The organism is Lysinibacillus sp. JNUCC 51, from assembly GCF_015999525.1.
In the GTDB taxonomy this organism is placed as follows: Bacteria; Bacillota; Bacilli; order Bacillales_A; family Planococcaceae; genus Lysinibacillus; species Lysinibacillus xylanilyticus.
In genome coordinates this window covers 3,634,297-3,653,402 of sequence record NZ_CP065545.1, presented here as the reverse complement: position 1 = coordinate 3,653,402, position 19,106 = coordinate 3,634,297, and the positions used below count along the sequence as shown (strand labels likewise).

At 37.2% G+C, this 19,106-nt stretch carries 17 protein-coding genes and 1 riboswitch; of the genes, 5 read left to right on the top strand and 12 right to left on the bottom strand.

Translation table 11 applies throughout. The annotated features are described in order from the left end of the window. Positions 1 to 118 precede the first annotated feature (118 nt). Both JNUCC51_RS17630 and JNUCC51_RS17625 read right to left on the bottom strand, forming a co-directional pair. A complete protein-coding gene (locus JNUCC51_RS17630; protein WP_337989070.1) occupies positions 119 to 1,426 on the bottom strand; it encodes a DRTGG domain-containing protein in 1,308 nt (435 codons plus the stop codon). Positions 1,427 to 1,579: 153 nt separating this feature from the next. Then, the gene (locus JNUCC51_RS17625; RefSeq protein WP_337989069.1) at positions 1,580 to 2,263 is read right to left on the bottom strand and encodes a metal-dependent hydrolase; all 684 of its coding nucleotides are present in this window, start codon (positions 2,261 to 2,263) and stop codon (positions 1,580 to 1,582) included. Positions 2,264 to 2,478: 215 nt separating this feature from the next. Between JNUCC51_RS17625 and JNUCC51_RS17620 the strand changes: the two genes are divergently transcribed. Beyond that, entirely contained in the window at positions 2,479 to 3,567 is a 1,089-nt protein-coding gene (locus JNUCC51_RS17620; protein ID WP_337989068.1) for a M24 family metallopeptidase, read from the top strand. Positions 3,568 to 4,401: 834 nt separating this feature from the next. On the opposite strand, the gene ald is transcribed toward JNUCC51_RS17620, so the two are convergent. Further along, positions 4,402 to 5,517 (bottom strand): alanine dehydrogenase, encoded by a 1,116-nt coding sequence (ald, locus tag JNUCC51_RS17615; protein ID WP_337989067.1) that lies wholly within the window; start codon positions 5,515 to 5,517, stop codon positions 4,402 to 4,404. Positions 5,518 to 5,900: 383 nt separating this feature from the next. Between ald and JNUCC51_RS17610 the strand changes: the two genes are divergently transcribed. Continuing rightward, a complete protein-coding gene (locus tag JNUCC51_RS17610) occupies positions 5,901 to 6,350 on the top strand; it encodes a universal stress protein (RefSeq protein WP_049667487.1) in 450 nt (149 codons plus the stop codon). Positions 6,351 to 6,925: 575 nt separating this feature from the next. Here the strand turns inward: JNUCC51_RS17610 and JNUCC51_RS17605 are convergent. The 5 genes from JNUCC51_RS17605 to mbcS form a co-directional block, all read right to left on the bottom strand. Next, positions 6,926 to 7,855 (bottom strand): class I SAM-dependent methyltransferase, encoded by a 930-nt coding sequence (locus tag JNUCC51_RS17605; RefSeq protein WP_337989066.1) that lies wholly within the window; start codon positions 7,853 to 7,855, stop codon positions 6,926 to 6,928. Between the two features lie 88 nt (positions 7,856 to 7,943). Beyond that, positions 7,944 to 8,447 carry a thiol peroxidase gene (tpx, locus tag JNUCC51_RS17600; RefSeq protein ID WP_337989065.1) on the bottom strand — a complete coding sequence of 168 codons (504 nt, stop codon included), beginning with the start codon at positions 8,445 to 8,447 and terminating at the stop codon, positions 7,944 to 7,946. 318 nt (positions 8,448 to 8,765) lie between these two features. Continuing rightward, the gene (locus JNUCC51_RS17595; protein WP_337989064.1) at positions 8,766 to 9,383 is read right to left on the bottom strand and encodes an RDD family protein; all 618 of its coding nucleotides are present in this window, start codon (positions 9,381 to 9,383) and stop codon (positions 8,766 to 8,768) included. A 12-nt stretch (positions 9,384 to 9,395) separates the two neighbouring features. Then, positions 9,396 to 10,409, bottom strand: a complete 1,014-nt coding sequence (gene sppA / locus JNUCC51_RS17590) for a signal peptide peptidase SppA (protein WP_337989063.1) — start codon at positions 10,407 to 10,409, stop codon at positions 9,396 to 9,398. Positions 10,410 to 10,616: 207 nt separating this feature from the next. Beyond that, positions 10,617 to 12,206 (bottom strand): acyl-CoA synthetase MbcS, encoded by a 1,590-nt coding sequence (mbcS, locus tag JNUCC51_RS17585; RefSeq protein WP_337989062.1) that lies wholly within the window; start codon positions 12,204 to 12,206, stop codon positions 10,617 to 10,619. A 229-nt stretch (positions 12,207 to 12,435) separates the two neighbouring features. After that, a riboswitch (TPP riboswitch) is annotated at positions 12,436 to 12,534 on the top strand. An 89-nt stretch (positions 12,535 to 12,623) separates the two neighbouring features. On the opposite strand from mbcS, the gene thiM reads away from it, so the two are divergent. From thiM to thiE, 3 genes are read left to right on the top strand one after another with little or no spacing between them, the layout of a single operon-like run. Continuing rightward, positions 12,624 to 13,379: a hydroxyethylthiazole kinase gene (gene thiM / locus JNUCC51_RS17580; RefSeq protein ID WP_337989061.1), complete on the top strand. Its 756-nt coding sequence runs from the start codon at positions 12,624 to 12,626 to the stop codon at positions 13,377 to 13,379. After that, positions 13,379 to 14,197, top strand: a complete 819-nt coding sequence (gene thiD / locus JNUCC51_RS17575) for a bifunctional hydroxymethylpyrimidine kinase/phosphomethylpyrimidine kinase (protein WP_337992255.1) — start codon at positions 13,379 to 13,381, stop codon at positions 14,195 to 14,197. Before thiM ends, thiD begins: the two co-directional genes overlap by 1 nt. Next, positions 14,194 to 14,826 carry a thiamine phosphate synthase gene (gene thiE, locus JNUCC51_RS17570; RefSeq protein ID WP_337989060.1) on the top strand — a complete coding sequence of 211 codons (633 nt, stop codon included), beginning with the start codon at positions 14,194 to 14,196 and terminating at the stop codon, positions 14,824 to 14,826. Before thiD ends, thiE begins: the two co-directional genes overlap by 4 nt. A gap of 757 nt (positions 14,827 to 15,583) precedes the next feature. Here the strand turns inward: thiE and JNUCC51_RS17565 are convergent. The 4 genes from JNUCC51_RS17565 to JNUCC51_RS17550 all read right to left on the bottom strand — a co-directional run bounded on the left by JNUCC51_RS17565 (position 15,584) and on the right by JNUCC51_RS17550 (position 19,041). After that, on the bottom strand, positions 15,584 to 15,799 hold the full coding sequence (locus JNUCC51_RS17565) for an alpha/beta-type small acid-soluble spore protein (RefSeq protein WP_100543208.1): 216 nt from the start codon (positions 15,797 to 15,799) through the stop codon (positions 15,584 to 15,586). Between the two features lie 152 nt (positions 15,800 to 15,951). Further along, positions 15,952 to 17,160 (bottom strand): tRNA uracil 4-sulfurtransferase ThiI, encoded by a 1,209-nt coding sequence (thiI, locus tag JNUCC51_RS17560; protein ID WP_100543209.1) that lies wholly within the window; start codon positions 17,158 to 17,160, stop codon positions 15,952 to 15,954. A 2-nt stretch (positions 17,161 to 17,162) separates the two neighbouring features. Beyond that, the gene (locus JNUCC51_RS17555) at positions 17,163 to 18,317 is read right to left on the bottom strand and encodes a cysteine desulfurase family protein (protein ID WP_337989059.1); all 1,155 of its coding nucleotides are present in this window, start codon (positions 18,315 to 18,317) and stop codon (positions 17,163 to 17,165) included. A gap of 259 nt (positions 18,318 to 18,576) precedes the next feature. Beyond that, positions 18,577 to 19,041, bottom strand: a complete 465-nt coding sequence (locus tag JNUCC51_RS17550; protein ID WP_337989058.1) for a GNAT family N-acetyltransferase — start codon at positions 19,039 to 19,041, stop codon at positions 18,577 to 18,579. Between the last annotated feature and the right edge of the window lie 65 nt (positions 19,042 to 19,106).

Below are 19,106 nucleotides of genomic sequence, written 5' to 3'. Positions count from 1 at the left end.
TTTCGAATCGGCTTTGATCTTAGGCTAACAAACCCCCTCCCGATTCCGTGACATCCAATGAAAGAAGTGAAAGGGATGGTCTAGCATTTACCCTAGACCATCCCTTTGTTGTGTTTTATTAACGTTCCAGTAGCTGGAACATCATCATTGCCTTCCCAACAAGCATTTGTTGATTAAACACTTCGAAGTCCATTTTCACAAACTTACGACTCATGTCTAATATTCGAGGCTTTACAGTAAGTGTACTTTCCATTTGTACAGGCTTGATAAAATAAATCGTCATGTTTTCAGCAACTGCATCTCCACGTTTACGACGCTTTAAAGCGAATGAGCCAACTTCTGCTAACAAAGTTGTAAATGCTCCATAAGAAATTGCCCCATATTGGTTTGTCATTTGAGGTGTTACTTTAAATTCTACGATTAATTCTTCATCGCCAAGTACCTTCATCTCATTTTTCACTAAATCATCAATCGTTTCACCATGCTGTGGCTGTCTTTGAGCAAGCTGAAGCGCTTTAAGTACATCTTGTCGACTGATCACACCTTGCAAAATATTGTCATCATCGACAATTGGTAATAGGTCAATCCCTTCCCAAATCATACGATGTCCTGCAGAAGCAACGCTCATTTTCATCGATCCAGCAATCGGATTTTTTGTCATAACTTTTTCAATAAGCTCGTTTTCTTCTCGACCAATAACGTCTTTTACGGTAATCATCCCAACAAGCTTATTGTTTGCTGTAACAACAGGAAATGCACCATGAGTTGTTCGTTCATTTAGCTTTTGGAAATTATGAATTGTTTCATCATTTCGAAGAACAGAAGTATCAGTCATCGGCACATAAATATCTTCAATAAATAAAATATCTTTTTTGATTAACTGGTCATAAATTGCACGATTAATCATTGTTGCCACGGTAAAGGTATCATAGCTTGTTGAAATGATCGGTAAGTCCAAGGAATCTGCTAGCAACTTGTTTTCCTCAGTTGTATCAAAGCCCCCTGTAATTAAAACAGCAGCACCAGCTCGTAGTGCATTTTCATGTGCTTTAATACGGTTACCAACGATAAGCAAGCTTCCTGCATCTGTATAACGCATCATATCTTCTAACTGCATGGCACCAATAACAAATTTCGTTAACGTTTTATGTAGACCTGTTTTGCCGCCTAAAACTTGGCCGTCTATAATGTTAACGATTTCAGCGAAAGTTAATCGCTCAATATTTTCTTTCTTTTTCTTCTCAATACGAATTGTTCCAACACGTTCAATAGAGCTTACTAAACGACGATTTTCCGCTTCTTTAATAGCACGGTATGCCGTTCCTTCACTCACTTGCATTTCCTTTGCAATTTGACGTACTGAAATTTTATCACCCACAGGTAATGATTCGATGTATTGTAAAATTCTCTCATGTTTTGTAGACAAAATATCACCTATTTCTCAAGCATCAAATTCTGCTCTTAGTGTACCATATTTTTTATAAAAATATTTAATATAAAGTGATGAATTTGTTTTACTTTTCCCATCGTTTCAACTACGCACGTGGTGTCAACTCATATAGTACAGCAGTGTTACTGGTTAGGAACAGTTTACTTTTTCACCCGCTTTTAAAATTTGAACTTCTGCATTTTGTACTAAATCTGCAAAAATTTGTGGATCCTGCTCGATTGGAGGAAATGTATTATAATGAACTGGTACGACAATTTTCGGCTTCAAAAATGAAACTGCACAAGCCGCATCCTCTGGACCCATCGTGAAATTGTCACCAATCGGTAAAAACGCAATATCAATAGGATGGCGTTCTCCAATTAATTTCATATCACTAAACAAAGCTGTATCCCCTGCATGATAAATCGTTAATCCCTCAATAAATAATAAAATTCCAGCAGGCATTCCCATATAAATAATTTCATTATTTTCTGTTACATATGACGAACCATGGAACGCTTGAGTAAACTTCACTTTACCAAAATCAAATTCCTTAGCTCCCCCTATATGCATTGGATGCGCTTTTACTCCTTGCCAGGAAATCCAATTGGCTAGCTCATTTGGTGCAATGACAAGCGCATCTTTTTTCTTTGCAAGCTCCACTGTATCACCGACATGATCATTATGGCCATGTGTAAGTAAAATAATATCCGGAGCTTCATCAGCAACGTTTAAATCTGTTAGGCCGTTCCCATTAATGAATGGATCTATCAATATTGTTTTCCCATTTGATTGAATTTTGACAACAGAATGTCCATGATAACTAATTTCCATATTAGTTTCCTCCCTGCGGTACATATTGTTCTACATCATTTTTTATTCGCTATCCATGCGATTTTTCCCTTTTTTTGATATGCTAGTACAGAGAATAATAGATTCTTTCCCAACAAAGATTTAATTTCGACTTAGCGAAATTGCATGCTGGGTAGGCTATAAGTATAGCCAATCATGAAAAAATTTTTTCAATGCAATAAGAGGAGGAACTGTGTATGTCAAAAGTTGAAGAAATTCAAAACTATTTACAACAAAACCAAATTGATGCCGCTTTTGTAACGACACCAGACAATGTTTTTTACGTATCAGGCTTTAAAAGTAATCCGCATGAGAGATTACTTGGCGTGATGATTTTTAAAGAGGCAGAACCTTTTTTAATTTGCCCCAAAATGGAAATCCCAGATGCGAAAGCAGCAGGCTGGTCTTATGAGGTCATCGGTCACCAAGATACTGAAAATTCAATGGAAGTTCTTGCTCAAGCAATAAAAGCTCGTAATGTTAACCCACAAACGTTTGCTATTGAAAAAGCTCAGCTCATCGTAGAGCGTTTAGAAGCCCTACAACAATCATTCCCGCAGGCAAATTTTGTTCGTCTCGACGAAAAAATCAATGCTATGCGAGTAATTAAAGATGAAAATGAATTAGAAAAATTACGTAAAGCTGCAGAACTAGCTGACTATGCTATTGAAATCGGCTGTAAAGAAATCGCTGAAGGCAAAACAGAAATGGAAATCTTAACAGCGATAGAAAGTGCTATTCAGGATAAAGGCTGCAAGATGTCTTTTGAAACAATGGTATTGAGCGGTCCAAAAACAGCCTCTCCACACGGTAAACCAGGTGCACGAAAAATAGAAAAAGGCGATATGATATTATTCGACCTTGGCGTAATTTACGACGGTTATTGTTCTGACATAACACGTACGGTAGCCTTTGGTGAACCTAGTGAGGCACAAAAGGAAATCTACAATACAGTACTATCTGCTAACATAAATGCAATTGCAGCAGTAAAACCAGGTGTTCGCGCAATGGATTTAGATAAAATCGCTCGTGACACTATTACTGACGCAGGCTATGGCGAATACTTCACGCATCGACTTGGTCATGGACTTGGCATTTCTGTACATGAATTCCCTTCTGTTACAGGCGCAAATGAAATGACTATGGAAGAAGGCATGGTCTTCACAATTGAACCAGGTATCTATAAATCCGATGTGACAGGTGTCCGTATTGAAGATGATGTAGTAGTAACAAAAGACGGAGTAGAAGTACTAACAAAATTCCCTAAAGAATTGATTGTACTGTAAGTTTATTTAAGAAAAAGGAAGCAACCAACATGGTGCTTCCTTTTTTTAGTTGCGAGTATGCTCTTCGGCAAAACGTGGGCGCTTCCCTGGGGCGTCTGATGAGCCGCTTCGCTTCGCTGCAGGGTCTCGTGCCAACAGATGTTTTTTGCGCGAAAGCGTAGTGCTAACGTAGCGGCAGCAAAAGGGGTCCATCTGCGCGAAAGCGAAGCGGCAGCGGCAACGCACCGAAGTTGGTCACGAAGGCCTTATCACAGGATGTGATGGTTTTAGCCTTCGTTCCTCTATTTGCTGATCTCTAAGGAGAATACCAGTTTCTATCAATCAACTTATCAACATGACAAACGTTTTATCAAAATGTCATCGGCATTGGCTGATGGATGTCGATAAAATTCAGAAGTTGGGTGATAAAATGTTAAAGTTAGTCGATAAAATTCAAAAGTTGGGCGATAAAACGTAATAGTTAGTCGATAAAATTCAAAAGTTAGGCGATAAAACGTAATAGTTAGTCGATAAAATTCAAAAGTTAGGCGATAAAACGTAATAGTGTTCAGATGAAACTCAAAATTTAATGTATCTTCTGACACGTCGTTTTATAGCAAAGGGTTTGTCTGTGCGAAAGCGGAGCGACAGCAACAATAAGGGTTTTGTCTGTGCGAAAGCAAAGTGTCAACGAAGCGGCAGCGGAGGAAGCAGCTCAAAGCTCGCTCACAGCAAAACGAGTAGCCTGGAACGAAAATCAACCCTTTTTTTGCTAGGAGCCATACTTAATAGTTTTTCAACAACATAAAAGGAAGCAACCATAATGAAACATGGTGCTTCCTTTTGTTATTTTACTTATTGAATTAATTCATCAACATTTACATATGGCAAACCTTGAGAATCTGCAACAGCCTTGTAAACAAGATGTCCGTCTATAGTATTAACACCTTTTTTCAGTGCAGCATTTTCAACACATGCTTGTCTGTAACCCTTATTCGCAATTTGAAGTGCATAAGGAATTGTATTATTTGTTAAAGCAATTGTTGATGTACGTGGTACAGCTCCTGGCATATTTGCTACTGCATAATGCACAACTCCGTGTTTTACATAAGTTGGATCATCGTGTGTCGTCACTCGATCAGATGACTCAAAAATACCGCCTTGGTCAATAGCAATATCGACTACTACTGAACCTGGTTGCATTGACTGAATCATTTCCTCAGAAACAAGCTTCGGTGCTTTAGCTCCAGGAATTAAAACTGCCCCAACTACTAAATCTGAGTTTTTCACTGATTCTGCAATATTATAAGGGTTGGACATTAATGTTTGAACATCACGGCCAAATAAATCTTCTAATTGACGTAAACGCTCTGGGCTTAAGTCGATAACCGTTACATCAGCACCCATCCCGACAGCTATTTTTGCCGCATTAGTTCCAGCTATACCGCCACCGATTACTGTAACTTTACCGCGTGGTACACCTGAAACGCCGCCTAGTAAAATACCTTTACCTTTATGGTTTTTCTCTAAGAATTGCGCACCAATTTGCGTTGCCATTTTACCAGCAACTTCACTCATTGGTGTTAAAAGTGGTAGGGAACCATTTGCTAATTGCACTGTTTCATATGCAATGCCTACAACTTTTTTATTTAAAAGTGCCTGCGTTAATTCAAGCTCTGGCGCTAAATGTAAATAAGTAAATAAGATTTGACCTTCATAGAAGTAATCGTATTCTGATGCTACGGGTTCCTTTACTTTCATAATCATTTCCTGTGCCCATGCTTCTTTTGCAGTCTCAACAATATGAGCACCTGCAGCAACGTAGTCGGCATCTGTAAAGCTTGAGCCTAAACCTGCTCCAGATTCAATGTACACTTCATGACCTGCATTTGTTAATGTAACAACCCCTGCTGGTGTCATGGCTACACGATTTTCATTGTTTTTAATCTCTTTTGGAATACCAATCTTCATCTTCCCTATCCCCTTCCATTACCAAAAAATAAGCACATTTTGTTACATACTCTTCGATGTATTGATGCACCCCTTGCATCTCCATATTACCAAACATAAACAAAAAATGCTTTAATTAAAATAATAATAGATAAAATTCACAATATTCTAATAACGATTTTTTTCCCATTAACAAGTTTGTAATTTTCCAACATGCAAAAATATAAGCTTATTATCGATCGATAATATTCTAGAGAATGCCACGAATATGCATGTGATTGTAATATTTATATTGTTTGTGACTGTAAATGCCTTCACTTATTCACATTTTTTCTTTCGGAAAGTATTTCCTTTAGAAAATCATTTGGTATAATCAACATATACAAATCTGGGAGGTAATTCAAATGGCTAATAAATATAAAAGCATTGTAGTTGCAGTAGATGGTTCTAAGGAAGCTGAGTACGCTTTCCGTAAATCAATTGACGTAGCAAAACGTAACGAAGGTGCTGTATTAAATTTAGTAAATGTTATTGACACGCGTTCATTCGCTGCTATCGAAGCATATGACCGTTCAATTGCTGAGCGCGCACAAGCATTCTCTGAAGAGCTATTAAATGGTTACAAAAAACAAGCTGAAGAAGAAGGCTTAACAAATGTTAACCTTGTAATTGAATACGGCTCACCAAAAAACATTATCACAAAAGAGCTTTCTAAAATTGTAGACGCAGATTTAATCATCTGTGGTGCAACTGGTCTAAATGCAGTAGAACGCTTCCTTATCGGTTCAGTATCTGAAGCAATTGTACGCTCAGCTAAATGTGACGTACTTGTAATCCGTACACCTGAAAATTAATTTTGTCTTACAAAAAAGGTATCCAAAACTGGATACCTTTTTCTTATTGTTGAAATACTATTATGACTTTGAAAATAATTTGTCTTATTAAATAAGGCTAAAATCAATGGCTCTACACCATACAGTGATTCGACAATCGGAAGCTATAGTATTAAAGATTTGATTATTTACTAGGCAAGACTCACCATAGAGAAAAACAGGAAAGTTTTGACACTCCTCTCAAAGTGCTAAGTAGGGTTTCATCTAGCGTTTTCTACACATCCCTTTTGCACATAAACATTATCGCTGAAGCTTCGTTTTATCATTAAGTGGCACACTAGAAGATTCACGCTTAGTGCATTGGTTGATTGGAGTGGAGACTGAGCGACTCCTTGGGGATCAGCGAATAGAGGAACGAAGGCTAAAACCATAACATCCTGTGATAACGCCTTCGTGACCAACTTCGAAGCGCCCAGTTGGAACGGAAATCCACCCCCTCGTTTTTGCAGGGACTCGAAGAAAATCAACAGTAGTTTATTGGTACGCATTATTTATAGACAAACTAAAAGGTATCCTATTTCGGATACCTTTTATACTTATTTCCCTTCTTGCCACATCTTCACTTTTTCAAAGAACATAGCAAGAGCTTGTTTATTTTGCATGTTTGGTACTTTTGCTAACAGTACCTCTTTTGGAGCTTTGAATTCCTTACCTTGCTTTTGCAAAATGACAATGCTCTTTTCAAGTGCTTTATTGGCGAACATTGTATCAGGTAATTGAATAATTGCTTGAATCCAAGCATGCTTTTGAATGTATTTATGCAGTTGTTTCGACTGCTCAGACTCAAAAAGATGGGTTGGGGCTAAGAAAAATAAGTAGCCTCCATCCTTCGTGTAATTAATGGACTGCTCAATAAATAAGTGATGAGCATAACTCATTCCTTCAGAAGCGCATAGTTCATAATCTAATGCGACATCTTCATTCGGATAATACCCGACCGGTAAATCACAAACAATAGCATCTGCAGGATTTACTAATAAATCTTGTAAAGCATCTTGACGGAATAAGGAGACTGGTTGCTCTGTCAAATCAGCTGTAGCAGCAGCTATACGAATAAGTAGCTCATCAACCTCAACACCTGTTGCTTCTATTTTTTCGTCTAATAAATTCATAACTGTTAATAGTAAATTTCCTGTACCTACTGCTGGATCTAATATAGAAATTTTTTCTGCTTCTAGACGATCTGCAAATAGTTGCTCCACAAAATAACCCACTAATAAACCAAGAGTATCAGGTGTCATTTGGTGATTCGGTTGAGATCCTTTTCGCATCCCCTTTAAAACAGCAATTTGAATCGCTTTGCGCACATCTTCCTTTGTAGCACCATCTTGTGAAAAATAAACTTCCCCATCTAGCCATGCCTCTAAGCCATCTAAAATACCCTCTAGCAATGTAACATTATGTTCTTTTTCTATCTTTTCAGCATGTTCATTTAGCATACCAAATAACTTTTCGATATTTTCCATACACAACTTCCTTTCACGCAGAAAGAAGCCGTGACAAAACTTGTCACAGCTCCTTTGTCTAGTAATATCTTAGCCTAAAATCAATAAATTATGCTAGTGCTTTGACAGCTGCAATTGCCGCTTCATAGTTTGGATGGTCTGTTGCTTCAGGAACATATTCCACATATGTTACTTTGTCATTTGCATCTACAACAAACACCGCACGCGTTAGAAGGCGTAATTCTTGGATGTAGACACCGTATGCTTCACCAAATGAAAGATCACGGTGATCTGATACTGTTTGAACAGCATCAATGCCCGCTGCGCCACACCAACGTTTTTGAGCAAATGGAAGGTCAACAGATACAGTATAGATAACTACATTGTCACCTAAGTTTGCTGCTTCTTCATTAAAACGACGTGTTTGTGCATCGCAAACACCAGTATCTAATGATGGTACAACGCTAAATAAGCGAATTTTACCCTCTGAATCTTTTAATGTAACAGGTGATAAATCATTCGCTAATACAGTAAAGTCTGGTGCTTTGTCTCCAACTTTTACTTCGTTACCTACAAGTGTTACTGGACCATTTTTAAATGTTACTTGTGCCATATAAAACGCCTCCTAATCTTCATATGTACATAATATTACTAAATGGAGGGAATTAATTGCAACTAAGACAGCTTGTCAAATTAGTTTTGAAAAAATAATCTTTCTAACCAGTTCAGCCATGTTTGCTTAAGGTTGCACCATTTTCCATGCTCTTCACCATAATGTAGAGTTAATTTCCGTTCTGACTGGGTGCTTTCCTTAGGGTGTCCTGATGAGCAGCTTCACTTGCGCTCTGTGACACTAACCACCCTAACTCCATTAATCACAACTATCACAAAAATAAAGAGCTGTCTCTAAGTAATGAGACAGCTCTAGCCATTATTCTTCGTTTTTTCCCTCTAGATTTTCAGGTTCTGGGTTTTCCTCTAGAGGTACAGATTCAGTCTTTTCTTCTTTAATTGGCAAAGATGGTTGCACAATATCTTTTTCAATATAAACTTTTTCATGAACGACTGTTGTATCCGCGAAATAATCATGTAGACCTTGATTGTTTGGTAAAATGCCTACAAGAATATAAAGTGGCATAAAAATGCTGTTGATGATACGCCCTATCCAATCACGGAATAACACATCTGACCAAGTCAGTTTCTCATGCTTTAATGAAATAACACGTAATCCAAATATCATTTTCCCTAATGTTTGCCCGAAAAATTTCGTCATTAATACGAAATAACTGTAATAAAGTATAGCGGAAATAATCGAAATTGGTGCGTACCATACTGTTTCAGATAATGACCAATCCATTAAATAAAAAATTGGGTTGACGAGAATTCCACCTACAGCTGCAATAACGAATCCGTCTAATAAAAATGCCCAAAACCGTATCCAAAAGCCTGCCGTTTTTAACGCATAATTTTTATTAGTAATTGGCCTATCTATTAGGAAGGCATTATCCATAGAGGGTGAACCTTGCATAACAATTTCATTGTTTGTCATTGTACTCCCTCCTTAGTTTTCGCCATATAAGTACATCATTTTTGGTGCTTTATAATCTGCCATAATTTTCATCAGCATTTTTTCTTCTGCAGAAGGACCAAACATTGATCCAATCTTCATCCCAACATATGATTGCCAGCCACCCACATCATATGAATACTCAAATAATTCTGCGTCCTCTAAACCAAAGTCTTTACGCAATGCAGCAATTGTTGCTTCCTCATCGCCAATCTCATCTACTAAGCCCGCTTCAAGAGCCTTCTTACCACTAAGAATTCGACCATCGGCAACTTTTTTCACATCGGCTTCAGACATATTACGCCCTTTTGCTACAATATTAACGAATTCCTGATAAGTTTCATTAATCATGTCTTGCATCATAGCACGCTCTTCTGGTGTCACTTCACGCATTGGGCTAAGCATATCTTTATGTTCACCTGATTTAAACGTTTCATATTTAATACCGACTTTTTCCGCTAACGCCTGATAATTAATAGATTGCATAATGACACCAATCGAACCTGTAATTGTATCACGTTGCGCAAATATTTTATCTGCAGGTGCTGATATGTAATAACCACCTGAAGCTGCCATCGAATCCATAGAAACATAGATTGGAATTTGTCGCTCTTCTTTAATTTTCATAAGCTTTTTATAAATTTCTGCTGATTCCTTTACACCGCCACCTGGTGAATTAACACTTAAGACGATACCTTCCACAGTATCATCATATAAAATATTATCTAATTGATTTAAGAAAAATTGATGATCATAAGAAACTGCTTGCCATACTGTACTTGAGCCAACATCTTGAATCGTACCATCGACCTTTAAGTATGCAATACGTTTATCCATTTCGCCACTTTCCTTAACTTCTTCCATTACCGTCAATTCGTTTCCAGCTACCAAGCTATCAAAATTGCTAAAGAAATCCGATTTAAATATTGCAAAAATAGTATTGATTCCTAATGAAAATACTAATAGTACACCTGCAATTATTAAAGCGGCCCACCTTTTACCATTCATACCATTCCGCCTCCTCATAACGTAATACGATTGATACCCTAATTTGTTTCATACTTATCGCAATAATAATGTGGTCTTATCACGGTGATGAGCCAATACTATTGCTTTAAACTATTCAACCTATAATACATTACCTAATTTCATAAAAAAAATCAAAGTTCATAAAAGAAGCAGGAACTTTGATTTTCGACATTATTTCCTAGGAAATTAATGATGATTGATATAATGGATTTTTTCTTGTTCACGTAATTCGACACGGCGAATTTTGCCTGATGTAGTCTTTGGTAGCTTAGTTACAAACTCGATTGCACGAGGATATTTATAAGGGGCTGTTAAAGTTTTTACATGGCTTTGTAGTTTTTTTATAAGTGCTTCATCTCCAACTACTCCATCAGAGAGCACAACAAATGCTTTTACTAGATTTCCACGAATTCCATCTGGACTCGCCACAACAGCAGTTTCTTTTACTGCTGGATGCTTAATTAATGCATCTTCTACCTCAAATGGGCCAATCGTATACCCAGACGAAATGATGACATCATCGCCACGTCCTTCAAACCAAAAATACCCATCCTTATCTTTATATGCACGATCTCCAGTAATATACCAATCTCCTCTAAACTGTAAATTTGTACGTTCTGGATCGTTTAAATATTTCTTAAATAAAGCGGGTGTTTCACAGTGTACAGCAATATCTCCAACTTCTCCAATTGCAGTAGGATTTCCAAAATCATTGATAATTTCAACAGTATTACCCGGAGTAGGTTTGCCCATTGAGCCCATTCTAGCCTCCATCCCTACCATTGTACCAACAAGTAATGTATTCTCTGTTTGTCCATAACCATCTCGTACTTGTAGATTAAAGACCTCGGAAAATACTTTTATCACTTCACTATTTAAAGGTTCACCCGCTGACACAGCCTGACGTATTGTACTTAAATTGAAGTCTTGCAAATTTTCAAGACCTGCCATAAATCTGTATTCGGTCGGTGTGCAACACAGAATATTAATATTGAATTTTTCAAGCAATGCAAGATATTTCGCCGCATCAAAGTGACCTTTGTAAACAAATGCTGTTGCACCACTTCCTAAAGTAGCAAGGAACGGGCTCCAAATCCATTTTTGCCATCCTGGAGCTGCTGTAGCCCAAACAATGTCGCCTTCTTGTACACCTAACCAATTTGGAGCAGTAGTTCGTAAGTGCGCATAACCCCAGCTATGTGTATGAACAGCTGCCTTTGGATTGCCTGTTGTACCACTCGTATAAGCTAAAAATGCAATGTCTGTACTCTTAGTCGGTGTAGAACTTATGTAAGTCGTAGGTTGATTTTGCATTTTTTCTAGCAACGGCTGCCAAGGTTCGTGTGCATGACCAATGACAAATTGCTGTAGTTCTTGTAAATTCCCCACACTATCGAATTGTTCAATATAAGGCTCAAATGCAACAACGCCTTTTGCATTGGCATGATTAATTCGATATTCAATATCCTTTGTTCTTAGCATTTCCGAACTAGGGATAATAGTTAAACCTGCCTTTAAGGCGGCAATATAGACGATATACGCTTCAACTGATCTTGGTACCATAACTAATATAACATCACCTTTTTTTAAACCTTGGGATGTAAATACATGCGCTGCCTGATTCGCCTTTTCAAGTAATGCTTGATATGTTAAGTACTGAATTTCCTCATCTTCGTTATAAACTAATAATGCATTTTTTGTAGCATCCTGTGCATATTTTTCAATTTCCTCTGAAATGTTATACCATTCTGGTGCGATTAAATCTTCTCTGTTCATGGCAAATGCCCCCTTTTGATACGCTCATTATAAAACTCAATTTTTATCATTTTCAATGGAATTCACTCCAATTCATTAAAGTCGTGACAACTATCATGCTCTGCTATATGGCATCAGTCACGTATTGATGCTATCCATTCGAATTTAACTTTAGTGCCGTTTTCGACATGAAGAAAAAACTCCCTATTGAACACGAATGAATAATATGGTACATTTTGGTCAACTAAAAGCATGATTGCAGGGGGACTCATTTAGAGTTGAGAAGGTAAAACCTGACCCTTTGAACCTGTTAGTTAATACTGACGTAGGGAGCAATTCACATCTATTTACTGATGAAAGGCTCTTTTGCGTGGTTTTTTCTACACGAAAAAGAGCCTTTTTTGCACGCTTACGTCCATCCAACAAGGAGGACTTAAAATGGTATTTCAAACGATCCGTAAACAAAATCCACTTATTCATTGCATTACTAATTATGTTGTGGCTAATTTTCAAGCAAATGGCTTATTAGCAATAGGTGCTTCTCCAGTCATGGCTGATGACAGTCATGAGGTTGAAGAAATGGTCGCAATTGCCTCAGGCTTACTGATAAATATCGGTACCCTTAACGAACGAATGAAAGAATCAATGTTACTCGCAGGAAAAAAAGCAAATGCTCTTGGTATTCCCGTTTTTTTAGATCCTGTCGCTGCTGGTGCAACAACTTACCGCAAACAAACGGTACAGCAATTACTGGAGAACATAAAATTTGCGGCTATTCGTTGTAATATTGGAGAGCTTGCTGCTATAGCCAATGTAGAATGGCAACAAAAAGGCGTAGATAGTGGTAGTGGTTCAATTTCTTTAGAAGTTGAGGCACAAAAAGTAGCTCAACTCTACAATTGTATTGTTATTGTGACCGGCGAAGAGGATTTTATTACTGATGGCAAACATCAGCAATGGGTTACAGGTGGAACTTCTCAAATGACAGAAGTTACTGGAACAGGTTGCTTATTGAGTGCAATTTGCTGTGCTTCCTACGCTGCAGGAAATAAACCATTTGACCAATTAATAGAAACATTATCGCTTTATAAAAAAGTAGCAGAGCAAGCCGCTTCTTTAACACAATATATTGGCGATTTTCAAATTGCAGTATTGAATGAACTACATCGCCTTTCCAAGGAAGGTGAAGAATGATGCATATTGTAACGACAATTGCTGGTTCAGATAGTGGTGGCGGTGCAGGTATTCAGGCTGATTTAAAAACATTTCAGGAATTAAAGGTATTTGGTACGTCTGTTATTACAGCTTTAACCGCCCAGAATACTCTTGGTGTATCGGATGTCTTACCAATTGAAGTTAGTTTTGTTGAAAAACAACTCCAAGCACTAGTTGAAGATTTTTCAATAAGCGCCGTTAAAACTGGAATGCTGTTTTCTTCTGAAATAATCCAATCAATTTCACAGATTTTAGCTGAAATAAATATTCCGCTTATTGTAGATCCTGTCATGATTGCAAAAGGTGGCGAAAGCTTATTACAGCAAGAAGCAATTGAAGCATTACGCAATTATTTGCTACCTTTAGCAACAATCGTAACACCGAACATTCCTGAAGCCGAAACCCTTTCTGGAAGGAAGATCAATTCTTTAGCAGATATTAAAGAAGTAGCTAAGGTCTTATTACAAATGGGCGTTCAATGCGTCATTATTAAAGGCGGTCATTTAGTGAATGAATGTTATGCTACAGATTATGTATTTTTCCAAGATGGTCATTCATTTTCCATGAAGTCCACTCGTATTGCAACAAAAAATACGCACGGTACAGGCTGTACGTTTTCCGCTGCACTAACTGCTTTTCTTGGTCGTGGACTACTTTTAGAAGAAGCGATTAAGGAAGCTAAAAAATTTATTCAATTAGCAATAACTCATGATTTATCTATTGGTAATGGCCATGGTCCTACAAATCATTTCGCTTATCAAAACTTTAAGGATTCTTGCGAGGTGATCATTTCATGAAACGTGACGATTTACAGCTATATTTTATAATGGGTACAGGTAATGTTTTAAATCAAGAACCATTAAACGTTTTAGAGAAAGCTCTGCAATCTGGAATTACTATGTTTCAATATCGGGAAAAAGGACTAAATGCACTCACTGGGCAAGCCTATGAAGATTTTGCTCGCAAATGTCAAAAGCTCTGTCAACAGTATCATATCCCGTTTATCGTCAACGATAATGTAGAGCTAGCAATAAAACTTAGAGCGGATGGCGTTCATATTGGACAAGAGGATTTTCCCGTGTCGATGGTACGTAAAAAAATCGGTAATATGATTCTAGGTGTTTCTGTCCATTCACAAGCTGAATTACAAACGGCTCTACAATATGGTGCTGATTATGTAGGAATTGGTCCAATTTTTCCAACCACTTCTAAAAGCGATGCCAAACCACCTCGTGGAACTGATTTTTTACAGCAAGTTCGGATACAATATCCTGAGCTCCCTATCGTTGCAATTGGAGGTATTAATCGCTCTAATGCTCATACGGTATTTAAAGCAGGTGCGGATGGAATAGCAGTTATTTCTGCAATTTGCCAAAGTGAGGATATTTCAAATACAGTCTCTACACTTAAATCATTTGTAGGATAAAGTGAAACTTTAATCAGGGGTCTTTTTACCCCACTGAGTTTACGGGTAGTTAACTCCACCTATTTCTTTGCTCTCATTGAATTGAAATGGGAGGAACTGACGCTTCTCTTTTGATATAGATAAATTAATTACTGCCCGTTAAAACGGGATAAAGTGAAACTTTAATCAGTGGGAGGTCTTTCCCCACTGATTATTAGTCTTCACCAATCGGGTTTTTACGGGCAGTTAGCACCACCTATTTCTTTGCTCTCATTGAATTGAAATGGGAGGAACTGACGCTTTTCTTTTGATATAGATAAATTAATTACTGCCCGTTAAAACGGGATAAAGTGAAACTTTAATCAGTGGGTCTTTCCCCACTGATTATTAGTCTTCACCAATCGGGTTTTTACGGGCAGTTAGCACCACCTATTTCTTTGCTCTCATTGAATTGAAATGGGAGGAACTGACGCTTCTCTTTTGATATAGATAAATTAATTACTGCCCGTTAAAACGGGATAAAGTGAAACTTTAATCAGTGGGAGGTCTTTCCCCACTGATTATTAGTCTTCACCAATCGGGTTTTTACGGGCAGTTAGCACCATCTATTTCTTTGCTCTCATTGAATTGAAATGGGAGGAACTGACGCTTCTCTTTTCATATAGATAAATTAATTACTGCCCGTTAAAACGGGATAAAAAATTAAAAATTTAAACAAACTAAAACCAGTGCCTTTTACGGTCACTGGTTTTAATTTTAATAATTGCTAATTAAGCAATTATTGGTTGTTCGGCATACCTTTTAATTGAGATTCTGCCATTTGTACAAGACGTTTAGTGATTTCACCGCCAACGGAACCGTTAGCACGAGCTGAAGCGTCAGCTCCTAATTGAACACCAAATTCTTGTGCAATTTCGTATTTCATTTGATCTAGAGCGAACTCTACACCAGGTACAGCAAGTTTGTTTGAACTGCGGTTGTTGTTGTTTGTCATGTGTCTCACCTCCTTGTGAATATAGAATGTGCGATATTAGATTTTTAATACGAAAATTTTATAGGTAAATTGTGCCTCTAAAGGGAATGAACGAAAAAAAGCCGACTCAAGACTTTGAGTCGGCCCATTAGCTTAGAAATTGCAAGTTTCTTCTATAAAAGATCTGCAAATTTATCGGCTTCTTGCTCTTTTTTCGGGAAAATATAGACTTCACGGTTTTTCACTGCTCGTTCGATTAGTTCATCAAAATCCGAGAAGCTTTCGTAATGCTCAACCTTTTCAAGCTTTGGCTTTGTTTTTGGACTTGCTGGAGTAAAGATTGTGCAGCAGTCTTCAAATGGTTGGATGGACGTTTCGTATGTGCCTATTTTCTCTGCAATATCAATAATTTCTAATTTATCTGATGAGATTAATGGACGTAAAATTGGTGTGTTAGTAACGGCATTAATAGCTGTTAGACTTTCAAGAGTTTGACTCGCTACTTGTCCAAGACTTTCACCTGTAACAATTGCTAGTGCACCGATTTCTTCACGTACTTTGTCAGCAACTTTTAGCATCATACGACGAGTTGTTGTCATCGATACATTAGAAGGTACTTTTTCTTTAATAAGAACTTGGATTTCAGTGAAAGGAATTACATGTAAACGTATACTAGCGCCAAATTTCGTTAATTCATTAGCAAGTACCTTTACTTTTTCCAATGAATTTTGGCTTGTGTAAGGTGGACTAAAGAAGTGAATCGCCTCTAAGCGTACTCCTCGTTTCATCATTAAATAACCAGCAACAGGACTATCTATTCCACCAGAAAGCATTAATAAAGATTTACCATTCGAACCAACAGGCATTCCACCTGCACCCGGAATAACTTGTGCCATCATATACGTTGCGTCATGACGCACCTCTACACGAAGTTCGATATCAGGCTTTTTCACCTTTACTGATAAATTTTGATATTGCGGTAATACATATCCACCAATTTCGCGTTGAATGGCATGTGATTCTAACGGAAATGTTTTATCAGTGCGCTTTACTTCTACTTTAAAAGTAAGCTGCTCATTTTTAAATGTATCCATAATTGTTATGGCAAGTTTTTTCATGGCCTCGAGGTCTTTTTCACATGCTGCCACTGGACTAAATGATTGGATACCAAAAATCTTAGGTAATCCTTTTAATAAAGCGTCCATTTGTGTTTCATCTTGAATAGCGATAAACATACGATCGCGCTCTGTGCGAATGTGTAAATGTCCTAAATCCGCAAAAGCATGACGAATGTTCTCGCGTAAACGACGAATAAAATCCATCTTGTTACGACCTTTTGTAGAAAGCTCTCCATATCTAATTAAAATTTCTTTCCAAATCATTTTTAAAATTCTCCTTTAAGTTCCATCAATACTTCATCTAATACTTGTTTAAACTTTACTATATCTTCATTTGTTACATGTGCACCAAAACTTATACGAATAACACCCTTTTTAAAGTGCTCATCAATATTTAGAGCTTCAACAACATGGCTTGTTTTTGTCTGTTTCGATGAGCAAGCACTCGATGTCGATACAATTACATTACGTTTTTGCAATGCATTAATAATGACTTCACCTTTTAAGTCGCGAATACTAAAAGATAAAATATGTGCCGCACCTTGCGGGGTTGATAAAATATGCACTACATCTCCATATCCACGTAATTGCATGCATATTTCTTCATTCCATTGGCGATATTTTTTTGCACGATCATTCATCGTCTCAACTGCTATTCGTGCTGCTTTGGATAAGGCTACTGCTTGCGGTACAGCTACTGTTCCACTACGTAAACCAAACTCTTGCCCTCCGCCAAGTGCATACGGTTGCCATTTCATTTTTTTACGGAATGCTAGTACACCTGAACCTTTAAAACCATGAATTTTATGGCCAGAAATTGAAATACAGTCTGGTCCCTCGTCATCGTTAAATAATATTGGTAACTTGCCAAAGCTTTGTACAGCATCAACATGAAAAGCTGCACGACTTGATTCATGAATAATTTTTGCAGCTTCAAAAATTGGTTGGATAGCACCCATTTCATTATTTACATGCATCATACTTACTAAAATGGTATCCTTGCGCACTTTTGTACGAAGCTCCTCTAAAGAAATAACTCCATTTTTATCTGCTTGCAAGTATTCTACATCAAAACCCTCTTGCTCAAGTTGCTTAACAGATTCTAGAACAGATGGATGCTCAATTTCAGTTGTTAAAATATGATTTCCTTTATGTGTATTGCTACGTGCTAAACCAAATATAGCCGTGTTATTGGATTCAGTACCACCTGAAGTAAATAGCACATTTTTTGCTTCTGTCTGCAAAATATCTGCTACTTGCTCACGTGCACGCATTAACAATTCGTTTGATTCAACACCCATTGCATGAATGGAAGCAGGATTGGCATAATACTGCTCATTCACTGCCATAAATGCTTGCATAACCTCTTTTAAAGGTTTTGTTGTTGCACTATTGTCTAAATAGATTGTATTAACTTCCATTAATATTCACACACTTTCAAAACGTTGATTTAACGGTATTTATCATAACCCAATCTTCGGCAATTGACTACTAACTTTAACAATTATCCTAATTTAATCACTTATTTGTTTGCTTTTAATGTTAAAAACCACCCTTTATAGAGTGGCATCTAAAGACTTGCTATGAACGTTTCTAACTAAAAATTAAGCAACATAAAAAATTTGATTTTTGCATTGTTAGGCTCATCATCATAACGTGTAGTTGATTTCCGTTCCGTCATTAACCTTTCTTCATTGTTATAAATTCAGTGGATGCTGTGAATTCCATGACTTTTTTAAAGCCTAATTTTTCGTAAAGGTGAATTGCTCTTGTATTAAATGTAGCTACTGTTAAACGAAGTGGACTATGATTTTCTTGAAGTAGCTGATTTAAAATAAATGAAAAAAATTCTGAACCATAACCTTTTCCTGTTAGCTCAGGCTTCATCCCTATCCCAACATCAAGGCATTCATCTAAATACGCACCAAAATCACGTCCTTTAGGCACTTGTGCAGATGTTCCTGTACAGTAAAAACCGACTAGCTCTTCTTTATCATTGAAAATTGAATAATATGGACTTTCTAGAAATTCTTTCAGAGATTCATCGCATAAATCATTATTATAAAAATCATATGTTTCCTCATATTTCCAATTCAAAATGTCAGTCGCATAAACTCCATTCATTTCTCGAATATAAAATTGCATTATGAACACCTCTATTTCCAACCGTTTTTAATCAAAAATTGAGATAAGGTACAATGTGAAGCTTC